We start from the raw sequence: 20,225 nt of genomic DNA on the forward strand, positions 1-20,225 counted from the left end.
CCCGCACGCTTACGGCGTTGGCTGGCCGCCGAAGAAGTTGAAATAGCCCCAGGCGGCCGCAAAGAGCACCAGGATGGTCAGGACCACGATGAGCTTGCGCAGCGCCGGATTGATCTGGCGCGGCGGCTTCGGCTTGTTCGGTTTCTTAAACTTGATGACGTTGTCGTTCATGCTGCTCTTCTAACCCGATTGCGGCGCCAAGCACAATTGCCGCTCACAACAAGCCGCGCCTTGCGAGACTTTTGAAGAGGGCCGAGATGCCGAATGTCCAGGGCGGGCATTGCGTCGACAGGCGCACGGTGTTGCTAAGTGTTCCAAGCCCGGCCGAAGAGATCTCCACCACATCGCCGAGCTTGTGGGTGAAGCCCTGGTTCTTGGCGTCGCGGTCCTGGGTCGGGGCAAAGAGGGTTCCGAGAAACAGCATGAAGCCATCGGGATACTGGTGGTGCGCGCCGCAGGTCTGCTTGACGAGATCAGTCGGATCGCGGCTGATCTTCGACATCGAGCTCTTGCCGTGCAGAACGAAGCCGTCCTCGCCTGTTACCTTGAGGTCAAGCTCGGCCTTGCGCATGTCGTCGATTGTGTAACTGTCGTCGAACAGGCGGATGAAAGGGCCGATCGAGCAGGATGCGTTGTTGTCCTTCGCCTTGCCGAGCAGCAGCGCCGAGCGGCCCTCGACATCGCGCAGGTTGACGTCGTTGCCGAGTGTCGCGCCTTTGATCTCGGCGCGGCTGTTGACCGCCAGCACGATCTCGGGCTCCGGATTGTTCCAGGTGGAGATCGGGTGCAAACCGACATCGGCGCCCCAGCCGACCGACGACAGAACCGGTGCCTTGGTGAACACCTCGGCATCGGGACCAATGCCGACTTCGAGATATTGTGACCACATGCCTTCATCGATCAGCGCCTGCTTGACCTTGGCGGCCTCGGGCGAGCCCGCCTTGATATTCGCAAGGCTGCCGCCGATCAGCGCGCCAACGCGATCGCGGATCGAAGCGGCGCGGTCAGGGTTGCCGGCCGCCTTCTCCTCGATGACGCGCTCGATCATCGACTGGGCGAAAGTGACGCCGCAGGCCTTGATCGCCTGAAGATCGGCAGGCGCCAGCAGATAGGGCTTGCTCGTATCCGGAGCGCCGGTGCTGTTTGCGGCGATTGCCTCCAGCGTCCCGGCAGGCGTCCCGGCGGCCGCGCGGACGAAACCTGCAGGATCGGCCAGTTCCAGCAGCGCGCTCAGCGTCGGCACGTCTTTGGAAGTGATATCGATGAGCTGCCCGTCGCGGATCGTCACGATCGACGGGCCACCGGCCTCAAGGTTCCAGATGCGGCCGACGAAGAGGCCGTTTGCGGAAGCGGCGTCGAGAAGCTGGGACATGGTAACCCCTCCAATGCTGATGAGCGATTGCTCATGGAAATTGCGGAAAATTGCCGCCCTCCAGCAGCGCCGGAAATCGATCATATTCGGCCAGCGCGGGCAAGGCTGATCACCGGAAAAACTGACTGCACGTTTCGTTGAAGGCTAGATTTCGGACTTGCGGCCCGGTTGCAGAGGCGTAGGTTCGGCAGCGATTTTTCATCCGCCTGCCGGGGAGAGGAGGCCCCGCCTGCAATGCTGAAATCCTTCGAACACGTCGGCATGACGGTCAGCGACATGGATCGCACCGTCGATTTCTACTGTAGCCTGCTAGGCCTCAGACTTCATCTTCGGAAAAAGCAGCCGGATGGCTCCGATCTCGTATTTCTGGATGCAGGCGGCGGCATGCTGGAGATCGTCGCGCCGCCAGGCGGCGCAGCCAGAGCCGCGGATGTGCCTGACGGCACCGCGGGTATGCGCCATCTGACCTTCCTGTTCGACAGCGTCGACGAGACTTTCGCAAAGCTTGAAGCCGCCGGCGTCGAGGTGAAGGAGCGGCCGCGTCTCGCCTTCAATTCCGAGGTGCTGCACAAGATCGCCTTCTTGCGCGACCCCGACGGCATCATCATCGAGCTTGCCGAGCGCAAGGAGTAGAACACGCACATTCTTTCGGCCTGATCTTGCTGCTGATAGTGCAAGTAAATCCGCTCAAATTTCGTCCGCGCAAGTAACGACTCTGTAAGCCCGCTCTGGCAGTCTTCCCGGAGATTATTTTGCTTATTTCAGTTGGACATATCATGAGCCGTACGAAGGACGATTGGATCAATCAGCGTGCCTATGCCATCTGGGAGGAAGAGGGCCGCCCGCACGATCGGGGCGGTGCTCACTGGCAGCAGGCGATGGCGGAATACGAGCAGCTCGAACGAACGCGCGCATCGACCGACGGCAGTGAGCTGATCGACATGTTGCGCCGCACCGGCCGCCTGATGCGGGCTGCTGAAAACGACGCGTTTCGTGTCGTCCGGCCGGAACAGAAGCCGGTCCGGAAGATCGGCAAACGCGCCTAGATTTACAGCTCCAGCAGCGCATAGGTCTTGCCGGTCGGTTTTTCGATATGGGCGGCAACATTATAGACCGGCGCTCCGCCAGGTGTGCGGCCCTCGTATGTGCCGCGATGGGCATGGCCGTGGACGACCGCATTGACCTTGAAGCGGTCGATGGTTTCCGCCAGACGCGAAGATCCGAGAAACGGGTAGATCTCCAGCGGCTCGCCGACGACGGTCTCGGCGATCGGCGCATAGTGGAGGATCACCATCGATCTGTCGGCGCGCACCTGGCGCATGGCATTTTCAAGCCGCATCGATTCCTCGACGCTTTCGGCGACCATCGCCTTGATGGCGTTCTCGCCGAAGGAGCCGAGCATATGCCGGCCGAAGCCGCCGGCAAAACCTTTGACGCCGACGAAGCCGACGCCCGCTATCTCCGCCGCCTGGCCGTTCAGCAGTTTCACCCCGGCATCGGTCAGGATCTGGGTCACGTCCTCGACAGACCCGCTCTCGTGGTCATGGTTGCCGAGAACGGCAACGACGGGAACCGTGCAGCTGCGCAGATCGGCAGCGAGAAGCTCAGCTTCCTTGGGCTTGCCGAGATCGGTGAGGTCTCCTGCCATGACGAGAACATCGGCAACACCGGAGACCTCGGCAAAAAGCTCCTTGTAGGATTTGGCGCCGTCTTCCTTCACATGCAGGTCGGCGACGGCGGCGACGCGGATCTTCCTTCTCGTCTCAGCCATCGGCTTCCTCCCATTCGCCGCGCGGCTGTCCCTCGCCGCCCACATCGGCAAAACCCCATTCCTTGACGTCGATCTCGAAATCGACGCGCGAATACATCCGTCCGCGGCAGATGCGCATCTGCGGCAGCGGCAGCTCGCGCTGGGCCGCAAGGCGCTCCAGCAGCTCGTCGATCAGCCATTGCGGGATCTTGTCGCGCTCGGTTGGGTAGATCCACCGGAAGTTCAGGATCGCAATCAGCAGCACTTCCCAGTGCACTTCCATATAGCCGAGCAGCTTGCGCCAATCGATCTTGTCGTGGGCGCGCAGGATCACATGGGCAATATCTGCGCCGTCATAGCGGTGGCGCAGCTGTACGAAGAATTTCGACCAAAGCAGCTCTGTCGGGCTGATGATCCAGACCGGACAACCGCACATCTCCACCTGACGCGCATCCTTGAACCAGTCGTCGCCGACAGGCATCGTGCCGTTGGACGACGCAAAAATGACATCGAAGAAATGCTTGCCCTTGAAGACCTTGCCGAGCCAGCGCTCATCCTCGACTTCGACGGCGTAACCCTTGTCTTTGAAATGCCCAAGGATGCGGCCGTAGTCACCGGCCTTGCAGAAGATGTCGAAATCCTTCGTCTGCCGCTGGATGCCGGTGTAGGCGCAGACAGCATAGGTACCGGCGACCAGAAACGGGATCTTGCAATCGACAAGCTCACGCACGGCTTCGGCGACGAACGGTTCCGCATCCGGGTCGATCAGCTGCGGAACCGCCCGCGCTTTCATCATCGCGGCATTCGGCTTGGTTTTCTTGCTGGCTGCGGTCGTGGCGTTCATCGTCCATTCTTTCGTCAGAGACTGCCGTTCGCAAGCCGCATGGTCGGGTCGGGATCGATTACATTACCTGTTCGAGACGCACAGGCGGACGGCGCTTCGCAGCCATCAGCAGATCGAGTTCGATCGAGGAGGGGCCGAAGCGCACGAAGAGGTCTTCAGCCTGATCGTCTTCGAGGCCGTATTTCTTGGCAAATTCCGGAAGGCTATACGGGCGGCCGCGCAAAGTACGGCCACGGCGCTCGGTTTCTCGGATCTGTGTCATAAGGTATTCTCCCCAGGCTCGTTGAGCATGAAGAACCGATAGAACGCTTAAAAGTTCCGCTTTTCGGAAACGTGAAGGTTTTGGTTGTGCCGCGGAGACGATGGCCTGCGGCGTTCCGAAACATGCCAGATATCGGTATGGAGACGCTCCGGTCACGAAAAAATATCCGCCATTCAACGGATCGTTTGCTTTCAATGTCAGCGCTTTACCCTTATCTTGGGACATCCTTGTCGATATCATAGGCTCCTTTTGTTAGTCGAAATCACTATCGTGGTCCTGCTTACCGTTCTGAACGGTGTGCTCGCCATGTCCGAACTTGCTGTCGTTTCTTCCCGCCCCGCCCGTCTTAAAGTTCTCGCCGATCACGGCAGCCTGGGGGCAACCCAGGCCATCAGACTTGCCGAAAATCCCGGACGCTTCCTGTCCACCGTGCAGATCGGCATCACGCTGGTCGGCGTGCTCTCGGGCGCCTTTTCCGGCGCCACGCTCGGCGGACGCCTGACGCAGTGGCTGTCGGAGCAGGGCGTTGGCCCGGCGCTGTCGGATGCGCTCGGCGTTGGCACCGTGGTCGTCGCCATCACCTACCTGTCGCTGATCGTCGGCGAGCTCGTGCCGAAGCAGATTGCGCTGCGCGAACCGGAAGCGGTTGCAGCCAAGGTGGCGCCTGCGATGGTCGTGCTCTCCAAATTTGCGCTGCCGCTCGTCTGGCTGCTCGATGCATCGGGCAAGCTGGTGCTGAAGCTGCTTGGCCAGTCCGGCAAGGTCAGCGACGGCGTGACCGACGAAGAGATCAAGACGGTCCTCGCCGAAGCGCAGAGCGCCGGCGTGATCGAAAGCGAAGAATCGGCGATGATTTCGGGCGTCATGCGCCTTGCCGACCGCACGGCCCGCGCCCTGATGACGCCGCGCCGCGATGTCGAGGTCGTCGATGTCGATGATACCCCGGAAGAGATCCGCACCCTGCTGCATGCGACGCGCCGCTCGCGTCTGCCGGTTCGCCGCGGCAGCTCCGACGAAGTCTTTGGTGTCCTGTTCGTCAAGGACTATTACGACGCCATGAATGCCAACGGCCATGCCGATATCCAGGCGCTGGCCCATGAAGTTCCGGTCATTTCGGATCTATCGACCGCAACGCATGCGATCCAGGCGATCCGCAAATCGCCCGTTCACATGGTTCTCGTCTATGACGAGTATGGCCATTTCGAAGGCGTCATCTCGTCCGGCGACATCATGGAAGCGATCATGGGCGCGTTGCTGGAAGGTCCTTCGGAAGAACAGGCAATCGTTCGCCGCACCGATGGCTCCTATCTGGTATCCGGCTGGACGCCGATCGACGAATTCGCCGAGTTCATGAGCTTCAAGCTCGACGACGACATCGAGTTCCAGACTGTCGCCGGTCTCATTCTCGAAGAGCTGAAGCACCTGCCGGAGCTCGGTGAGAGCTTCGTCAAGAATGGCTGGCGCTTCGAGGTCGTCGATCTCGATGGCCGCCGCGTCGATAAGATTCTCGTGTCGGCCGAGGCCGATGAGGGAGAAGCACGGTCGGCGTGATGCCGGCCGCCTGTGGAAATCTTACCCGGCTTACGGCGCTGCTTCCCGTCTGCGCAAAAGGCAGCTAGGTTCCTGCAACCCTGAATGCAGGAAGCCTTGATGCAGGACATGCGGACATTGATTGCAAAGCCTGCCGCGGTGGCGATCGTGCTGTTTGCGCGCGCCATCACCGCGGTGCGTGCCATCTGGTCGGGCGAAGGCCTGCCGCCGCGGCGCTGCGTCTATTTTGCCAATCACTCCAGCCATGGCGATTTCATTCTCGTCTGGGCGGTGCTGCCGCCCAGAATGCGCGCCGAAACACGGCCGGTGGCCGGTGCCGAATATTGGCTGAAATCCAGGCTCAGTACCTTCATCGGCCGCGATGTCTTCAATTCGGTGCTGATCCAGCGGGACCGCGAGAACCGGACGCAGGATCCGATTGCGCAGATGGCCGACGCCATCGACAGCGGCTCGTCGCTGATCGTCTTCCCCGAGGGCACGCGAAATCAGACAGAAGAGCCGTTGCTGCCGTTCAAGAGCGGCATCTTTCATCTGGCCGAAGCGCGGCCGGATATCGATTTCGTGCCTGTCTGGATCAACAATCTGAACCGCGTCATGCCGAAGGGAGAAATCGTGCCGATACCGCTGATCTGCACCGTGACGTTCGGCAGCCCGATGCAGCTGGAGAGAGGCGAGACGAAGGAAGATTTTCTTGAGCGTCTGCGCGCCGCGATGCTGGCGCTGTCGCCGAAAACGGCCGGAGCTGGCGAATGAACGGGGCGCAACACGATCTGATCACCCTGGTTCTCGGCATTTTCGGTGTGCTGATCCTGGCATCCGCCATCGGCTATGTGCTGCACCGGAAGCTGTCGCCCGACGGTTCCAACAGCGCCATCGAAAACCTGAACGCCCGCATCAAGGCCTGGTGGATCATGGTGATCTTCATCGGCATCGCCTTTCTGGCCGGGCGGGCAGGGGTCATCATTCTCTTCGCCTTTTGCTCCTTTGCGGCGCTGCGCGAATTCATCACACTGACCAATACCAAGCGGGCCGATCACTGGGCGCTCGCCTCGGCCTTCTTCGTCGTTCTGCCGATCCAGTATTATCTGCTCTGGGCCGAGGAATACGGCATCTATTCGATCTTCGTGCCTGTTTACGCTTTCCTGCTGATGCCGATTATTTCGGTGTTGCGCGGCGATACCGAGCGCTTCCTGATCCGAATCGCCGAAGTCCAATGGGCGCTGATGATCTGCGTCTTCTGCGCCTCGCACGTGCCGGCGCTGCTGACACTGACGATCCCCGGATATGAGGGCCGCAACGTCCTGCTGATCGCCTTCCTCGTCATCGTCGTGCAGCTGTCCGACGTGCTGCAATATGTCTGGGGCAAGCTCTTCGGCCGCACCAAGATTGCTCCGAAACTCTCGCCCTCAAAGACTGTCGAAGGCTTCATCGGCGGCATTGCCAGCGCCACGCTGATCGGTGCTTCGCTCTGGTGGATCACCCCGTTCACGCCCTTCCAGGCGGGCCTCCTGGCGCTCATCATCACCCTGATGGGCTTCTTCGGCGGGCTCGTCATGTCGGCGATCAAGCGCGACCGCGGCGTCAAGGATTGGGGCCACATCATCGAGGGCCACGGTGGCCTGATCGACCGGCTCGATTCCGTCGTCTTCTCGGCGCCGATCTTCTTCCATCTCGTTCGTTACTGGTGGTCGCTGACATGAGCGGCCTCGTCGCGCGGCTTGGCCGAAGCAGCGCCGTGCATGTAGCCTTTGCCTTTCTCGCCATGGGAGGCTGGGCGCTTTTCGCCAACCGTGCCTATCCGCTGCCAGCCATGCTGATGGCGGGCGCCGTGCAGGGCACGCTCTCTGCCTGTCTGACGCTGTTTCTGAAACGGGCGGTCGAGGCGCTGTCCAACCTGTTTTCCGGTGGCGTCCGTCTCGTCGCGCCGCCGCTGATTGCTTGCCTGGGGTCGGCGACCATCCTCGTCGCCTTCCATATGCTGAGCGGCACGCCCGAAATCCTGAAGACCATCGCCGTGCCGCTTGCCGTTTCCACCAGCTATGCGGCGATCTACAATTATTCGATCTCAAGAGGGAGAACTGCGCCGTGACCGAGGCCGGAGACCGCCGTCCGCTGACGAGCCGCAATACACGGTGGGCGCAGGCGATCGCCCGCTGGCTGGCGCAAAAGTCAGTCACGCCGAACCAGATCTCGCAGGCGAGCATTGCGGCCGCGGCGCTGGCCGGACTGTTCTTCTATTTCGCGGGACAGGATACCGGCACCCAGCGGATCGTCTTCCTGCTCCTCGCAGCACTGTCCTGCCAGCTTCGTCTGCTTTGCAATCTGTTCGACGGCATGGTCGCGGTCGAGGGCGGCAAGGCTGCGGCCGATGGCCCCTTCTGGAACGAGTTTCCGGATCGCGCCGCCGATATCCTGATTTTCGCGGGTGTCGGCCTCGGCATCGGCTTTGCCGGCCTTGGCTGGGCGGCGGCCGCCTTTGCGGTTCTCACCGCCTATGTCCGCGAGCTTGGCCGTGCCTGCGGGCAAGGCGCCGATTTCTCTGGCCCGATGGCCAAGCAGCACCGCATGGCAACCGTCACGGCGGCAGCCGTCCTGTCGGTCTTCGAACCACTGCTCGGCCTGCACAACGATGTTCTGTGTGCCGCGCTCTGGATCGTGGCCGTCGGCGCGGCCATCACCGCGTTGCGGCGCGGCCGCAACCTCGTTCAGGCAATGAAGCGCGGCGGCTGACGCGTCAGTCCTTTGACAGCAAGGCCATGACGGCAGCGCGATCAGGTGCGCCGAGGCGACCGCCGAAGACCGTGCATTTGAGCGCGGCGGCAGCCGAACCCAGCCGGATTGCATCTTCGGGTCCGGCGCCCTCGGCAATCGCCAGGGCATAGCTTCCGTGGAAAACATCGCCCGCCGCCAGCGTATCGACGGCCTTCACCCGAAAGGCTGGAACATGAGCGACGGCGTCTTCCTGCCGGTTCCACCAATAGCAGCCGCGTTCTCCTGCAGTCACGGCGACCAGGGCATTCGGATAGCGCTCGCGAAGGATCGGCACCATTGCAGCAGGGTCGTCGCATGCGCAGAGCAGACGCGCGGCGGGTTCCGAAAAAAGCAGATGATCGCCCTCTTTCGCCAGCATATCCAGTGTCTCTGCAGGCGCGACGTCGCCGTCGAAGATGGCGGGTTTGCCAGCCTGGCGGGCTGCCTGCAGTACCTTTTTGGCCAGCCCGGGCCAACGCACATCCACCATAACCGCATCGAAGATTGAGAGATCGGCGGGCGTCACATCCCGCACTACGTCGTGCAGCTGCTTGTCGTAGAAGGGAACGATGAGCCGCTCGCCATCATCGTCGATGAGAATACTTGAGACTGCTGAGCGTGCGCCCGGTACGAGCGTCATCCCTTCCACGTCTATGCCTGCCTGCTGCAGATCGGAGATGATCTGATGCCCGGCGGGGTCATCGCCGGTGGCGGCCCAAGGCTTGCCATGCCGCCCAGCCTGACAATCGCATAGGCGGCGCTCGAGGCCATACCCTCGGCAACCTGCAGCATTTCGTAGGGAAGCACCTTGCCCGGCTTTTCCGGGATCGATCGCACCCTGAACAGCGTGTCGAGCACGGCTGCGCCAACGCAAAGCACATGGCGGCGGCCGGTGGATGGAGGAGATGACAGGTTCAAGGCTGCGGTCACTCGTTTGGTTGAATTGTCCTGCCTAGCCACCCTTGACCGCGCCTGAGGTCAATCCGGCAACGATCTGTCTCTGCGCAAACATCGTCAGCACCAGCACCGGCAAGGTGACGATCAGCGCGGCAGCGGCCAGCGGCCCCCAGCTCACCTGCTCGAAGGACAGCATGTTATAGACCGCAACCGGCAGCGTTCTCGTTTCGCGGCTTGCGAGCACGATACCGAAGACGAAGTTGTTCCACGAGAAGATCACGGACAGGATGAAGGCGACGACGATGCCGGGCCTGGCGATCGGCAGCGCCACCAGGCGGAACACCTGCCAGGCCGTCGCGCCATCGATGCTGGCTGCCTCCTCCAGCTCCTTTGGCGTCGTCTCGAAATAGCCGATCATGATCCAGACAACGATCGGCACGGTGACCACGAGATGGATGATGATCTGCGGCCAGAGCGTCCCGAGCAGGTTCAGCCATTGAAACAACAGGAACAGTGGGATGAGGAAGGAAAGACCCGGCGTCATGCGGGCGATCATGATCACCATCGCCGAGCGCTCCGCCTTCAGCCGGGCGATGCCGTAGCCGGCGGGTACGCCGATCAGAAGGGCCAGCAATGTCGCGCCGCCGGTGACCAGGATCGAATTCCAGAAATATAGGAAGAAATTGTTTTCCTGAAACACCTGGAGATAGTTCGACCAGGCGAAGCGTTCCGGGATCAGGATCGGCGGATAGGCGCCGTTGTCGATTTCGTATTTCAGCGATAGCGAGATCATCCAGAGGAAGAACAGGATGACCGGCGAGACCATCACCAGGGCGACGAAGAAAAGGCCGATGCGGTCGAGCGTCTTGCGCTTCATCATCGTGTCTCCGTATCCGACCAGTTGGCGCGCTGACGGACCATCATCAAAACGAAGGACAGGACGACGATGATGACGAAGAAGATCACGGCCATCGCCGAAGCGTATCCGATGTCGTAGTAGGAGAAGGCGGTGTTGTAGAGATAGATGTTGATCGTCTCCGACGCCGTGCCGGGCCCACCCTGCGTCATCGCATAGATGATGTCGAAGCTCTTGACGGCGTCGATCGAGCGGATGATGACGCCGATCATCAGGAAGGGCGCAATCATCGGAAGCGTCAGATAGCGGAATTTCTGCCAGACATTGGCGCCGTCGATCTCGGCACTTTCATATGGTTCGCGCGGCACGGCGGCCAGACCACCAAGCACGATCAGCATGATCAGCGGCGTCCACTGCCAGGTCTCGACCAGCACCAGCGAAGGAATGACGCTCTTCTGGTTGTAGATCCATTCCTGCGGGCCGATGCCAGCGAGCGACAGAAGATAATTGAGCACACCGAGCTGCGGATGGAACATCATGGTCCAGACGAGCGCAATGGCAACAGGCGTCGCCATCATCGGCATGACGAAAATGCCGCGCAGCAGGCCTCGGAGCGGAAATTGCGCGTCGAAGATCAGTGCGGCCAGTGTTCCGAAGAACAGGGGGGCGACGACGGCAAGCAGCGTGTAAACAGCCGTGTGCCAGAGCGACTCCCAGAAACGGAAGTCGGTGAACAGCCGGATATAATTGTCCAGGCCGGCAAAGACGACGGCCTGGCCAAGTGTCCAGCTATTCACGCTCATCCACAGCGTGAAAACCCACGGAAAGACGATGACCGCGGCAATAACGATCAGTGCCGGGATCACGAAGGGCCAATAGTTCGGAGCAAGCCTGTTCGGCTTGCTCCTCGCTTTTGCGTCACGTCCGCTCCGCGCGGTTTCCATGCTCACGGATGCCATTATCCCTCGCTTCGTGCCAGGACCGGTTCGAACTGAGCGGTTGCCGTCTTCAGCTCGGCCGCCGGATCGGCGCCGCCGATCATGTTGGTGAGGCCGACGCCATAGATGTCGCGGAACTCCGTGACCGGAATGATGACCGGCAGGGCGAGCTGCGAAACCTTGGCGGAGCCTGCAACGGCATCGACCCAGGCGCTCGGCATCTTGACGCCTTCGCGAACCTTCGGATCCTCGAGCACGGAGTTGCGAAACGGAACGCCGGCACCAGCCTGGAGCAGGCGGGCACCCATTTCCTTGGAGATCACCCACTGGCAGAAGAGGTAGGCGGCTTCCTTGTTCTTGCTTGCGGCAACAACACCGATGCCGTCTCCCGTCGTCGCCGCTGCCTGCGCCTTCGGGCCTTTCGGCATGACGCCATAGCCGACCTTGCCGACGACGCGGGACTTTTCCGGGTTTTCGATCGGCGGTGCGAAGCCGACGCCATCGAGCCACATGCCGATCTTGCCCTGCAGGAAGGCAGACTGCGCTTCGGCCCAGTTGAAGCCCGAGACGCCGACCGGCGCTGCGTTCGTCATCAGCTGCTGGTACATCTTGGCGGCAGCCACGGCATCATCGGAGGTCGTCCGCAGCTTGCCGTCCGGGCCGAGCGGCGTCGTGCCGTAGCCCAGCATCAGCGTCGTCCAGACCGGTACGTTGGCATTCTTCAGGCCGCGGGCGACGAAACCATAAGTGTTGCTGCTCTTGTCGGTCAGGGCCTCGGCAGCGCTGACCATCTCCTCGAAGGTCGCCGGGTAGGATAGGCCCTTCTTCTCGAAAAGTTCCTTGTTCCAGTAGACGATCCAGTAGTCGACCGAGAAGGGAAGCGAGCGCAGCTTACCCTCGGAATCCTTGGCGAAGGTCATGCCGGCCTCGGCAAAATCGCTTTCCACCAGCGATGGGTCGGTAAGCGAGGGATCATTGAGGAAGCCGCTGATATCGGCCAGCCAGCCGCCCTTTTCGAACTGGCGCTTCTGGACATGGTAGCTGAGGTGCACGACGTCAAAGCTCGGCTTGCCGGAGCTGAGTTCGATGGTGGTCTTCTGGCGTTGCTGCTGTTCGGGCGTCGCCTCGGCATTGACCTTGATGCCGGTCAGTGTCTCGAATTCGCTGAGGTATTTGAGGATCGTTTCGCTGCGCGGGCTCTTGACTAGGTTGACCTCGAGCGTCGTTCCCGCGAAGCGCTTCCAGTCGACCGCCGCCGAGGCCGGCTTGACGCCCAGGATGCCGGCCGCGCCGACTGCGGCAGATCCCGCCAGAAAGCTGCGGCGGGTGGGATTGATGAATGAAGATGCCATGCTGTTACTCCTCCTCCTTTGTGCCCTGCGATCTCCTCACCGCGGGCGGTCGTCTATAGTCTCAGCGCACGGCTTCGCGCGTGATTGATATGTGCTGCGAGGGCATTGACCGCCTCGTCCACATTGCGCCGTTCGATGGCCTCCAGCACCTTGAGGTGCTCGCCCATGACAGGACCGACGCGGCCGTCGATGCGGAAGCGCTCCTGGCTGATCAAGCGCATCTTGATCGAGTTGACGCGGTAGGCGTTGGAAATGATCGTGTTGCCGAGCGCGTCGATAAAGGCGTCGTGCATGCCCCAGTCGACCGCCTGGGCATGGACTTCGAGCTCATGCGTTGCGTTGCCGCTCTCGATCGCCGCGACAATGTCGCGATGCTCGGCGAGCATGGCCGCAACGGTCGCGTCGGAGGCCGTCTGCGTGAACAGGGCGACGGCCTCCTTCTCGAGAAACAGGCGAAGCTGGAACGCTTCGCGGATCAGGTTGAGGTCGATATGGGCAATCTGCAGGCCGCGCTGCGGCACCGTCTTGATCAGCCCCTCCGCCTCCAGACGCGGGATGAGCTCCCTGATGGCGCCGAGCGTCAGTCCTGTGAGTTCGACCAGCCGGCGTTGGGAGACGAATTGCCCGGGACGGACGTCGCGCGCCAGCAGATGCCGGGTAAAGCTCTCATAGGCTTTCTCCCGTAGCGTCGGCTGCTCGTCGGCTCCATCCATAGGCTTCTCCTCGTACATTTCGCTCAGGCCGCCTTGGTGCGAAACAGGCTTTCGAAGGCAGAAGCGAGTTCGCGTCTGCCGCCGGCGGAAATTGACGTCAAAGGCGGACGGACTGCAAGCCATGTTTCATCGTTTGTCATGGTTGCCACCATGACTTTTACGGCGGGTGTCACGGGATGCTTCAGGAGCTCTGCAACGAAACGTTCGACGCGCGTATCGTCCTTGCCATCGACCGCCATGGCGCGGACCTCGAGCGGCGCGAAATTCGCCATGCCCGAAATCGCTCCCTGGCCGCCCAGCCGCACGCCCTTGGCGAGATGGCGCTCGTCGCCGATCAGGATGATCAGGTCGCCATGGGTCTTCAGCAGCGTTTCGGTGTAGGGCCAGTCGCCGGAGGAATCCTTGACGCCGGTGACGATCGCCGGGAAGGCAGTCCTGAGGCGGCCGATCAGATCGATGCTGAGGGCAACCATCGTCACCGAGGGAATGTTGTAGACCAGCACATCGCGCGCTTTGTCGCCCACCTGCGCGAAGACGTCGGCATACCAGGCAAAAAGCCCATCGTCGCTGACGTTCTTGAAGTAGGACGGCGGGGCAAGCAGGATGTTGCGCACGCCTTTCGAGAGTGCCTGCGCCATCTGATGGGCGGCATCCTCGGCGGCATCGACAAGCACACCGGCAACGATCTGCGACGGTTCGATCCCTGCTTCCATGAAGGCATCGAGGATCCGTGCGCGCTCTTGGGTGCCGATCGAGGCGCCTTCGCCGGTCGTGCCGAACAGCGTGACGCTGGCGCAGCCGTCTGCGAGACTCCGCCTTGCCTGCTTCACCATGACATCGGCCGCAATCGCGCCACTGCTTTTGAAAGGCGTCGCCAGAGCGACCGACAAACCAAATCCCGCCACCATTTTCTCTCCTGAAGTCAGTAATTAGAGAGCTAACATGTTAGTAATTTACTGTAAACCTGTTTGTTGTAAATGAGTGTCGGGCGTGAAGCGGCTTTTGACGGGCCGATAGGGCGCCTGCGGAAAAAAGATTGATCCGGTGCGCGTGCCCCCTTACTCGATAGGTGAGAGACAAGGATTTCCGCGATGACCGAAACAGACCCGGCCTCCGTTCCCGAGCGCAAGCGCGGCTCAGGCGTGAAGATGGTCTACGAACTGCTGCGCGACGAGATCCTCGATCTGGTCCTGCCGCCGGGTAGTCCCATCGATGAAGTGCAGTTGGCCGAGCGTTTCAAGATGTCGCGCACGCCGATTCGCGAGGCGCTTGTCCGGCTCTCGGGAGAGGGGTTGATCGATACGCTGCCGAACCGCTCGACGATGGTGGCGAATATCGACTTCCTCAATCTACACACCTTCTTCGATGCGCTTGTCTTGATGTACCGGGTGACGACGCGGCTCGCGGCTCAATATCAACGCCCCGAGGACCTTGTGGCGATCCGCGCCGCGCAGGCCCGCTTTACCGCCGCCGCCGAGGCTGGCGATGCGCTGGCGATGATCGCCACCAATGCGGCGTTGCATGCGGCAATCGCCGAGGCTGGACGCAACCCCTATTATATCAGCCTGTTCAACCGGCTGCTCGACGAGGGCCGACGTATCCTCAGGCTCTATTATCAATCCTACGGCGACCGTCTGCCGCAGCAGTTCGTCGACGAGCACGAGGATATGATTGCTGCGATCGAGGCGCGGGATATCGATGCCGCCGACAGGCTGGCCAAGGCGCATGCCGAGCAGATCGTGGCGCAGATCCAGGCGTTGTTTTCGCGAAACCAGCGGCACGATATCGATTTGTGAGACGTCGGCGATTTCTTGTCGACAAATAAAATACAAAGTGCTAGATGATATATCAGAGCTTGAGGCGCTGATACGTCCGCGCCCGTGCTGCCCCGATCATTCGCTATCCGCTGAAGGAGTTTGACATGAAGGCCAAGATCTTTTCCGGCGTCATCCCGGCGCTCATGACCCCCTGCAAGAAGGACCGGACCCCGGACTTCGACGCGCTGGTGCGCAAGGGCAAGCAGCTGATCGCCGACGGCATGTCGGCCGTCGTCTATTGCGGCTCTATGGGTGACTGGCCGCTGCTCAGCGACGCGCAGCGCATGGAAGGCGTCGAGCGCTTGGTCAAGGCCGGCATTCCCGTCATCGTCGGCACGGGTGCGGTGAACACCGCCTCGGCCGTTGCCCATGCGGCGCACGCCCAGAAGGTCGGCGCCCACGGCCTGATGGTCATCCCGCGCGTGCTCTCGCGCGGCTCGGTCATCGCCGCCCAGAAGGCGCACTTCAAGGCGATCCTGTCGGCAGCCCCGGATCTTCCGGCTGTCATCTACAACAGCCCCTATTATGGCTTCGCCACCCGCGCCGACCTGTTCTTCGCGCTGCGCGCCGAACATTCCAACCTCGTCGGCTTCAAGGAATTCGGCGGCCCGGCAGACATGCGCTACGCGGCCGAGAACATCACCAGCCGTGACGACGGCGTTTCGCTGATGATCGGTGTCGACACTGCCGTCTTCCACGGCTTCGTCAATTGCGGCGCCACCGGCGCCATCACCGGCATCGGCAACGTCCTGCCAAAGGAAGTCATCACGCTCTGCAACCTGTCGCAGGCCGCGGCGAAGGGCGACGTCGATGCGCGTCAGCGGGCTCTGGAGCTGGAACAGGCTCTCGCCGTCCTCTCCTCCTTCGATGAAGGTCCGGATCTCGTCTTGTTCTTCAAGCACATGATGGTGCTGAAGGGCGACGAGGAATACACGCTGCATTTCAACGAGAGCGACACCCTCAACGACAGCCAGCGCGGCTATGTCGAGAGCCAGTTCAAGCTGTTCAACAGCTGGTACGGCGAGTGGAGCAAGCTTCCGGGCGCGGTTGCAAAGTATAAGGCTTGAGACTTTTCTAGGTCTGAGTTTTGAGGCGGCTGGAGGCAACTCCGGCCGCTTTTGTTTTGAGCGGTTGTCTTTACGTCTCCCTCATTCCTCTGCTCGTCACAGGAATCCAGTCACCGCGCGTCTGCGCGGTGGGAAGAGTCTTTTCGGCCCAAGGGCTTGGGCGGGCTGGATCCCTGTGACAAGCACAGGGATGAGGGGAGTTTGCGGAGCGCTGCCCGCTTCAATATGCCAAGTCGGCGTTGGCGCTGAAGTGCAGGCGTCGCCTACTTAACCAACCGAATCCAACCCAAGCGCAAGCTGCCGGTCGAGCTGCTCTATCTCCGCCTTCGTCAACACAATCCCCTCAGCAAGCGACTTAACCCGCGCCGTATAGCGGCGTTGCGAGGGAAGGCGAGCGCCCTGGCCAGCGATGGCCTCGAAGAGAACTTCGGCGCGGGCGAACGGGTCTCCGGCGCGACCTGATGCAAAGGCCTGTGGCGAGAAGGCAAGCACCAGTTCGCCGTGGCGCGGCGCCAGGGTCGTGGTGCCAAGATAGTCGAGCACTTCGGGGCTGGTGAGGTCGCCGATCATGATACCGGCCAGCAGTTCGACCATTGTGCTGATCGCCGAACCCTTATGGCCGCCGAAGGGCAGCATGGCGCCGGCGAGTGCGGCTTCAGGCTCGATCGTCGGTTCGCCATCGGCGTCGATCGCCCATCCCTCCGGCAGTTTCTTGCCGGCGCGGCGGTGAAGCTCGATCTCGCCACGGGCGGCGACCGAGGTGGCGAAATCATAGACGTAGGGCGTCTTGTCCGGGCGCGGCCAGCCGAAGGCGAGCGGATTGGTGCCGAGCAGCGGCTTGTTGCCGCCAGCCGGCGCCACCGTTGCGTAGCTTGGGCACATGACGATTGCTGCGAGGCCTTCGGCTGCGACAGCCTCGACCTCCGGCCAGAGAGCCGAGAAATGCGTGCAGTCGTTGATAACGAGCGCCGCGAGGCCGGAGGCGCGGGCACGTTCTGCCAGCAGCGGCAGACCAAGCTCGAAGGCCGGATTGGCAAAGCCGCCCTTGGCGTCCACCTTGACGATTGCCGAGCCATCACGCTGGGCGAGTACCTCAGGCACGGCATCGGGTGTCACCTTGCCGGCCTTGATGGTGCGCAGCACGCCCTCGATACGGTAGATTCCGTGCGACTTGCAGGCATCACGTTCGCCGGCGGTGATGACGCGGGTGACCGCCTCGGCCTGGACGCCGTTCATGCCGGCCTTCCTGAAAATGGCGACGACGCGTGCCTGCAGTTCGCCGGCCGTGAAAATCGAAGTGTCAGTCATCAATGCGGCTCCTCAGCCCTTGGCCCCGAGTTGCTGATCGACCAGCGCCAGCCAATAGTTGACCCCGTGGATGATCGCCTCGTCGTTGAAATCATAGGCGGGGTTGTGCAGGTCCGCACTATCGCCGTTGCCGAGCCAGATGAAGGCGCCGGGGCGCTTCTCCAGCATGTAGGAGAAATCTTCCGAGCCCATGGTCTGCGGGTAGTCGTCGTTCACGCGCCCCTTGCCGGCCACGCGTTCGGCTGCGGCGACCGCGACCCTGGTCTTTGCCACATCGTTGACGGTGACCGGGTAGCCGGGGCGCCAGTCGATCTGGGCCTCGGCGGAAAACACCTTGGCGGTCATCGTCACCACCTCGCGGAAGCGCGCTTCGACGGCCTTGCGCGTCTCCGGCTGCATCGTGCGGATGGTGCCGCCGATCTGGACGGCCGCCGGGATGACGTTGAGCGCCCGGTCATTGCCGCCGTTGACATAGGTGATCGAAAGAACCACCGGATCGAAGGGATCGATGAAGCGCGACGTGATCGACTGCAGCGCGGTGATCATATGCGCCATGACGATGACCGGGTCGTGGCTGAGATGTGGCGAGGCTGCGTGGCCACCTTTGCCGTTGATGGTGATGATGAAACGGTCGCCGCCTGCCATGATCGGGCCGCTGCGGATGGCAAAGGAGCCGACAGCAAGGCCGGGCTCGTTATGCATGCCATAGACTTCCTCGATGCCGAAGCGTTCGAGCACGCCTTCCTCGATCATTACCCGGCCGCCGCCGCCGCCCTCTTCTGCCGGCTGGAAGATGAGCACGGCCTTGCCGGCGAAGTTGCGGTTGGCGGCGAGATGTTTGGCAGTGGCGAGCAGCATGGCGGTGTGGCCGTCGTGGCCGCAGGCATGCATCATGTTCTCGACCTTGGAGGCATGCGGCAGGTTGGTCTGTTCCGACATCGGCAGCGCATCCATGTCGCAGCGCAACGCAATCGTCTTGCCGGCGCCGAGCTTGCCGTTGATGACCGCGACAACGCCGGATTTCGCCAGGCCGCTGACCACCTCGTCGCAGCCGAAGGATGTCAGCTTGCCGATGACGAGCGCTGATGTCACGGGCAGATCGAAAAGCAGTTCCGGATGCTGATGAATGGTACGGCGCCAGCCCTTTGCCTCTTCGGCAAGGGCGGCGAGGGACGGATCGGATGTCATGGAGCCTCCAGGAAACGCATTCGCTTGACTGTCAGCAAGGGCATAGCCCGGCATCAGGCCGTTTTCCAGAACGCAGTCAATTAAAGCTGGACTTTTTCGCCATCTCACCCAATTGGGGGCGGCAGAATCGTTATGAATAATCAATTCTATTCTGATCGGCGGATGGGACAATCGATGTATCGCGAAGAAACAATTCCTGGACTTGTCATAAAGCTCGTCTCGGTTGCTAATAAAGTGACGGATCTTTCAGATGTGGGAAAGAGAGATCTGGTGAAGGATACCGTCTCCCGGGTTGAGACCATCTGCGAATTGCTTGATGATGACAAAGACAATCTCCGCGTGATCGCGGATGAGTTGTGGGATGCTGTGGTCGATCTTGGTGCCGGCAAGAGCACAAACGCCCAGCTGCGCGCAGCACTCCTTGGTCTGGCGGCCGCTGCCGCGGATCTGCATGGCGCCTCCAGGGATGGCGCTGCGCTATCACCCGCGCAGGATGTGCCGGTTCGCATCATTCATTAGTCCTGTCTGCGCTCGCCTGCATAAATTAGCGCCACCGAACGCTTGACATCGCGGCCGTTAAGGCCGAAGCCGCCTGCGGCATCGATCATGCCGCAGGCGCGAGGAAATACCCGATAATGAAACCGAATTCAGCCACGGCGGCCGCCGGCAATATCGTCATGACCGGCATCGTCTTCATGCTGATCGGCGATCTGCTTTTCGCGCTCAATGACGCGATGGGCAAATGGCTGGTGGCGAGCTTTGCCGTCGGGCAGGTCTTGGTCATCCGCTCGCTCGGCGCTTTCTTCGTGCTCGGCCCGATGATCGTCCGCCAGGGTCCGCGGGCGCTTTTCAATGTGGAGCAGAAACGCCTGCAGCTGATGCGCGTCTGCATGGCCACATTTGACGTCGGGCTGTTCTATGCGGCCGTTGCCTATCTGCCGCTGGCCGACGTCATGACCTTCTATATGGCCGGGCCGATCTATGTTGCCGCACTTTCGCATTTCTTCCTCGGCGAGAAGATCGGCTGGCGGCGCTGGCTTGCCGTTTTCATCGGTTTCGTTGGTGTCGTAATCGCGCTACGGCCATCGACGGCGATGCTCTCACTGCCATCAATCTTCGGCCTCGTCGGCAGCTTCGCCTTCGCGCTGACCCTTGTTATGAACCGCTATCTGCGCTCCACCAGCGATACGACCCTGGTGACGTGGCAGACGATCGCCGCCCTTGCAACCGGCATCGTGCTGGTCGTGCTAACCGGTGACTGGCGAAACGTGACGCTTATCGATCTCGGCGGCATGCTGCTTCTCGGCGTTGTCGCCACCTGCGCGCATCTGCTGATCACCCGCGCGTTGAAGCTGGCGCCCGCCTCGCTGCTGGCGCCGCTGCAATACACGCTGCTACTCTGGGCGATCGTGCTCGGCTACGTCTTTTTCAACGATGTGCCGGATACGCAGATTATTGTCGGCGCCGCCATCATCGTCTTCGCCGGGCTGTTCATCTTCCACCGCAAGAATATCAAGGGCACCGTGCCTGCCGAAGCCGTGCCGCCGGATGGCCACTAG

At 61.7% G+C, this 20,225-nt stretch carries 23 protein-coding genes and 1 pseudogene; 11 read left to right on the plus strand and 13 right to left on the minus strand.

Translation table 11 applies throughout. The features are described from left to right. Nucleotides 1-9: 9 nt before the first annotated feature. Both J2X43_RS02780 and J2X43_RS02785 read right to left on the minus strand, forming a co-directional pair. Nucleotides 10-171 carry a hypothetical protein gene (locus J2X43_RS02780; protein ID WP_310290753.1) on the minus strand — a complete coding sequence of 54 codons (162 nt, stop codon included), beginning with the start codon at nucleotides 169-171 and terminating at the stop codon, nucleotides 10-12. 43 nt (nucleotides 172-214) lie between these two features. Continuing rightward, on the minus strand, nucleotides 215-1,372 hold the full coding sequence (locus tag J2X43_RS02785; RefSeq protein ID WP_112388712.1) for a fumarylacetoacetate hydrolase family protein: 1,158 nt from the start codon (nucleotides 1,370-1,372) through the stop codon (nucleotides 215-217). Nucleotides 1,373-1,606: 234 nt separating this feature from the next. On the opposite strand from J2X43_RS02785, the gene J2X43_RS02790 reads away from it, so the two are divergent. Beyond that, nucleotides 1,607-2,005: a VOC family protein gene (locus J2X43_RS02790; RefSeq protein WP_112388711.1), complete on the plus strand. Its 399-nt coding sequence runs from the start codon at nucleotides 1,607-1,609 to the stop codon at nucleotides 2,003-2,005. A 143-nt stretch (nucleotides 2,006-2,148) separates the two neighbouring features. Then, the gene (locus tag J2X43_RS02795; RefSeq protein ID WP_112388710.1) at nucleotides 2,149-2,418 is read left to right on the plus strand and encodes a DUF2934 domain-containing protein; all 270 of its coding nucleotides are present in this window, start codon (nucleotides 2,149-2,151) and stop codon (nucleotides 2,416-2,418) included. A gap of 2 nt (nucleotides 2,419-2,420) precedes the next feature. Here J2X43_RS02795 and J2X43_RS02800 read toward each other — a convergent pair whose 3' ends face one another. The 3 genes from J2X43_RS02800 to J2X43_RS02810 form a co-directional block, all read right to left on the minus strand. Then, a complete protein-coding gene (locus J2X43_RS02800) occupies nucleotides 2,421-3,143 on the minus strand; it encodes a metallophosphoesterase (RefSeq protein ID WP_112388709.1) in 723 nt (240 codons plus the stop codon). Further along, entirely contained in the window at nucleotides 3,136-3,915 is a 780-nt protein-coding gene (locus J2X43_RS02805) for a nucleotidyltransferase family protein (protein ID WP_112444412.1), read from the minus strand. Before J2X43_RS02805 ends, J2X43_RS02800 begins: the two co-directional genes overlap by 8 nt. A gap of 109 nt (nucleotides 3,916-4,024) precedes the next feature. Beyond that, a complete protein-coding gene (locus J2X43_RS02810) occupies nucleotides 4,025-4,228 on the minus strand; it encodes a hypothetical protein (protein ID WP_112388708.1) in 204 nt (67 codons plus the stop codon). Nucleotides 4,229-4,477: 249 nt separating this feature from the next. Here J2X43_RS02810 and J2X43_RS02815 point away from each other — a divergent pair, with 249 nt between their 5' ends. The 5 genes from J2X43_RS02815 to J2X43_RS02835 all read left to right on the plus strand — a co-directional run bounded on the left by J2X43_RS02815 (nucleotide 4,478) and on the right by J2X43_RS02835 (nucleotide 8,509). Then, a complete protein-coding gene (locus J2X43_RS02815) occupies nucleotides 4,478-5,779 on the plus strand; it encodes a hemolysin family protein (protein ID WP_112388707.1) in 1,302 nt (433 codons plus the stop codon). A 108-nt stretch (nucleotides 5,780-5,887) separates the two neighbouring features. Beyond that, nucleotides 5,888-6,532 carry a lysophospholipid acyltransferase family protein gene (locus J2X43_RS02820; protein WP_112389036.1) on the plus strand — a complete coding sequence of 215 codons (645 nt, stop codon included), beginning with the start codon at nucleotides 5,888-5,890 and terminating at the stop codon, nucleotides 6,530-6,532. Continuing rightward, on the plus strand, nucleotides 6,529-7,479 hold the full coding sequence (locus J2X43_RS02825) for a phosphatidate cytidylyltransferase (protein WP_112388706.1): 951 nt from the start codon (nucleotides 6,529-6,531) through the stop codon (nucleotides 7,477-7,479). The genes J2X43_RS02820 and J2X43_RS02825 overlap by 4 nt, the downstream gene beginning before the upstream one ends. After that, on the plus strand, nucleotides 7,476-7,868 hold the full coding sequence (locus J2X43_RS02830) for a hypothetical protein (RefSeq protein WP_112389035.1): 393 nt from the start codon (nucleotides 7,476-7,478) through the stop codon (nucleotides 7,866-7,868). Before J2X43_RS02825 ends, J2X43_RS02830 begins: the two co-directional genes overlap by 4 nt. Then, nucleotides 7,865-8,509 (plus strand): CDP-alcohol phosphatidyltransferase family protein, encoded by a 645-nt coding sequence (locus J2X43_RS02835; RefSeq protein WP_112388705.1) that lies wholly within the window; start codon nucleotides 7,865-7,867, stop codon nucleotides 8,507-8,509. Before J2X43_RS02830 ends, J2X43_RS02835 begins: the two co-directional genes overlap by 4 nt. Before the next feature lie 4 nt (nucleotides 8,510-8,513). On the opposite strand, the pseudogene J2X43_RS02840 reads toward J2X43_RS02835, so the two are convergent. From J2X43_RS02840 to J2X43_RS02865, 6 genes and pseudogenes are all read right to left on the minus strand, one after another. After that, nucleotides 8,514-9,460 (minus strand): annotated as a pseudogene (locus J2X43_RS02840) (sugar kinase). A 22-nt stretch (nucleotides 9,461-9,482) separates the two neighbouring features. Next, the gene (locus J2X43_RS02845; RefSeq protein WP_162698697.1) at nucleotides 9,483-10,304 is read right to left on the minus strand and encodes a carbohydrate ABC transporter permease; all 822 of its coding nucleotides are present in this window, start codon (nucleotides 10,302-10,304) and stop codon (nucleotides 9,483-9,485) included. Next, complete coding sequence (locus tag J2X43_RS02850; RefSeq protein WP_112388703.1) at nucleotides 10,304-11,242, minus strand: carbohydrate ABC transporter permease; 939 nt, start codon at nucleotides 11,240-11,242, stop codon at nucleotides 10,304-10,306. The genes J2X43_RS02845 and J2X43_RS02850 overlap by 1 nt, the downstream gene beginning before the upstream one ends. Then, nucleotides 11,242-12,573: an ABC transporter substrate-binding protein gene (locus J2X43_RS02855; RefSeq protein WP_112388702.1), complete on the minus strand. Its 1,332-nt coding sequence runs from the start codon at nucleotides 12,571-12,573 to the stop codon at nucleotides 11,242-11,244. The genes J2X43_RS02850 and J2X43_RS02855 overlap by 1 nt, the downstream gene beginning before the upstream one ends. A gap of 53 nt (nucleotides 12,574-12,626) precedes the next feature. Further along, a complete protein-coding gene (locus J2X43_RS02860) occupies nucleotides 12,627-13,286 on the minus strand; it encodes a GntR family transcriptional regulator (RefSeq protein WP_112388701.1) in 660 nt (219 codons plus the stop codon). A 23-nt stretch (nucleotides 13,287-13,309) separates the two neighbouring features. Continuing rightward, a complete protein-coding gene (locus J2X43_RS02865) occupies nucleotides 13,310-14,194 on the minus strand; it encodes a dihydrodipicolinate synthase family protein (protein WP_112388700.1) in 885 nt (294 codons plus the stop codon). A gap of 183 nt (nucleotides 14,195-14,377) precedes the next feature. On the opposite strand from J2X43_RS02865, the gene J2X43_RS02870 reads away from it, so the two are divergent. Together J2X43_RS02870 and J2X43_RS02875 are read left to right on the plus strand one after the other, a co-directional pair. Then, nucleotides 14,378-15,082 (plus strand): GntR family transcriptional regulator, encoded by a 705-nt coding sequence (locus J2X43_RS02870; protein WP_112388699.1) that lies wholly within the window; start codon nucleotides 14,378-14,380, stop codon nucleotides 15,080-15,082. Between the two features lie 125 nt (nucleotides 15,083-15,207). Further along, nucleotides 15,208-16,170, plus strand: a complete 963-nt coding sequence (locus J2X43_RS02875) for a dihydrodipicolinate synthase family protein (RefSeq protein WP_112388698.1) — start codon at nucleotides 15,208-15,210, stop codon at nucleotides 16,168-16,170. A 267-nt stretch (nucleotides 16,171-16,437) separates the two neighbouring features. Here J2X43_RS02875 and J2X43_RS02880 read toward each other — a convergent pair whose 3' ends face one another. Beyond that, nucleotides 16,438-17,478: an Ldh family oxidoreductase gene (locus tag J2X43_RS02880; protein WP_112388697.1), complete on the minus strand. Its 1,041-nt coding sequence runs from the start codon at nucleotides 17,476-17,478 to the stop codon at nucleotides 16,438-16,440. A gap of 12 nt (nucleotides 17,479-17,490) precedes the next feature. Beyond that, on the minus strand, nucleotides 17,491-18,666 hold the full coding sequence (locus tag J2X43_RS02885; protein ID WP_112389033.1) for a M20 aminoacylase family protein: 1,176 nt from the start codon (nucleotides 18,664-18,666) through the stop codon (nucleotides 17,491-17,493). Between the two features lie 132 nt (nucleotides 18,667-18,798). On the opposite strand from J2X43_RS02885, the gene J2X43_RS02890 reads away from it, so the two are divergent. Continuing rightward, nucleotides 18,799-19,185, plus strand: coding sequence for a hypothetical protein (locus tag J2X43_RS02890; protein ID WP_148194275.1), 387 nt, complete (start codon nucleotides 18,799-18,801; stop codon nucleotides 19,183-19,185). 116 nt (nucleotides 19,186-19,301) lie between these two features. Further along, nucleotides 19,302-20,225: a DMT family transporter gene (locus J2X43_RS02895; protein ID WP_112388695.1), complete on the plus strand. Its 924-nt coding sequence runs from the start codon at nucleotides 19,302-19,304 to the stop codon at nucleotides 20,223-20,225.

The organism is Rhizobium sp. BE258, assembly GCF_031457345.1.
In the GTDB taxonomy this organism is placed as follows: Bacteria; Pseudomonadota; Alphaproteobacteria; order Rhizobiales; family Rhizobiaceae; genus Rhizobium.

Bases quoted from the DNA above. Each gene is read 5' to 3' on its own strand.
- J2X43_RS02780 (WP_310290753.1), bottom strand. From the start codon at position 171: ATGAACGACAACGTCATCAAGTTTAAGAAACCGAACAAGCCGAAGCCG.
- J2X43_RS02785 (WP_112388712.1), bottom strand. From the start codon at position 1,372: ATGTCCCAGCTTCTCGACGCCGCTTCCGCAAACGGCCTCTTCGTCGGC.
- J2X43_RS02790 (WP_112388711.1), top strand. From the start codon at position 1,607: ATGCTGAAATCCTTCGAACACGTCGGCATGACGGTCAGCGACATGGAT.
- J2X43_RS02795 (WP_112388710.1), top strand. From the start codon at position 2,149: ATGAGCCGTACGAAGGACGATTGGATCAATCAGCGTGCCTATGCCATC.
- J2X43_RS02800 (WP_112388709.1), bottom strand. From the start codon at position 3,143: ATGGCTGAGACGAGAAGGAAGATCCGCGTCGCCGCCGTCGCCGACCTG.
- J2X43_RS02805 (WP_112444412.1), bottom strand. From the start codon at position 3,915: ATGAAAGCGCGGGCGGTTCCGCAGCTGATCGACCCGGATGCGGAACCG.
- J2X43_RS02810 (WP_112388708.1), bottom strand. From the start codon at position 4,228: ATGACACAGATCCGAGAAACCGAGCGCCGTGGCCGTACTTTGCGCGGC.
- J2X43_RS02820 (WP_112389036.1), top strand. From the start codon at position 5,888: ATGCGGACATTGATTGCAAAGCCTGCCGCGGTGGCGATCGTGCTGTTT.
- J2X43_RS02825 (WP_112388706.1), top strand. From the start codon at position 6,529: ATGAACGGGGCGCAACACGATCTGATCACCCTGGTTCTCGGCATTTTC.
- J2X43_RS02830 (WP_112389035.1), top strand. From the start codon at position 7,476: ATGAGCGGCCTCGTCGCGCGGCTTGGCCGAAGCAGCGCCGTGCATGTA.
- J2X43_RS02845 (WP_162698697.1), bottom strand. From the start codon at position 10,304: ATGAAGCGCAAGACGCTCGACCGCATCGGCCTTTTCTTCGTCGCCCTG.
- J2X43_RS02850 (WP_112388703.1), bottom strand. From the start codon at position 11,242: ATGGCATCCGTGAGCATGGAAACCGCGCGGAGCGGACGTGACGCAAAA.
- J2X43_RS02855 (WP_112388702.1), bottom strand. From the start codon at position 12,573: ATGGCATCTTCATTCATCAATCCCACCCGCCGCAGCTTTCTGGCGGGA.
- J2X43_RS02860 (WP_112388701.1), bottom strand. From the start codon at position 13,286: ATGGATGGAGCCGACGAGCAGCCGACGCTACGGGAGAAAGCCTATGAG.
- J2X43_RS02865 (WP_112388700.1), bottom strand. From the start codon at position 14,194: ATGGTGGCGGGATTTGGTTTGTCGGTCGCTCTGGCGACGCCTTTCAAA.
- J2X43_RS02870 (WP_112388699.1), top strand. From the start codon at position 14,378: ATGACCGAAACAGACCCGGCCTCCGTTCCCGAGCGCAAGCGCGGCTCA.
- J2X43_RS02875 (WP_112388698.1), top strand. From the start codon at position 15,208: ATGAAGGCCAAGATCTTTTCCGGCGTCATCCCGGCGCTCATGACCCCC.
- J2X43_RS02880 (WP_112388697.1), bottom strand. From the start codon at position 17,478: ATGACTGACACTTCGATTTTCACGGCCGGCGAACTGCAGGCACGCGTC.
- J2X43_RS02885 (WP_112389033.1), bottom strand. From the start codon at position 18,666: ATGACATCCGATCCGTCCCTCGCCGCCCTTGCCGAAGAGGCAAAGGGC.
- J2X43_RS02890 (WP_148194275.1), top strand. From the start codon at position 18,799: ATGAATAATCAATTCTATTCTGATCGGCGGATGGGACAATCGATGTAT.
- J2X43_RS02895 (WP_112388695.1), top strand. From the start codon at position 19,302: ATGAAACCGAATTCAGCCACGGCGGCCGCCGGCAATATCGTCATGACC.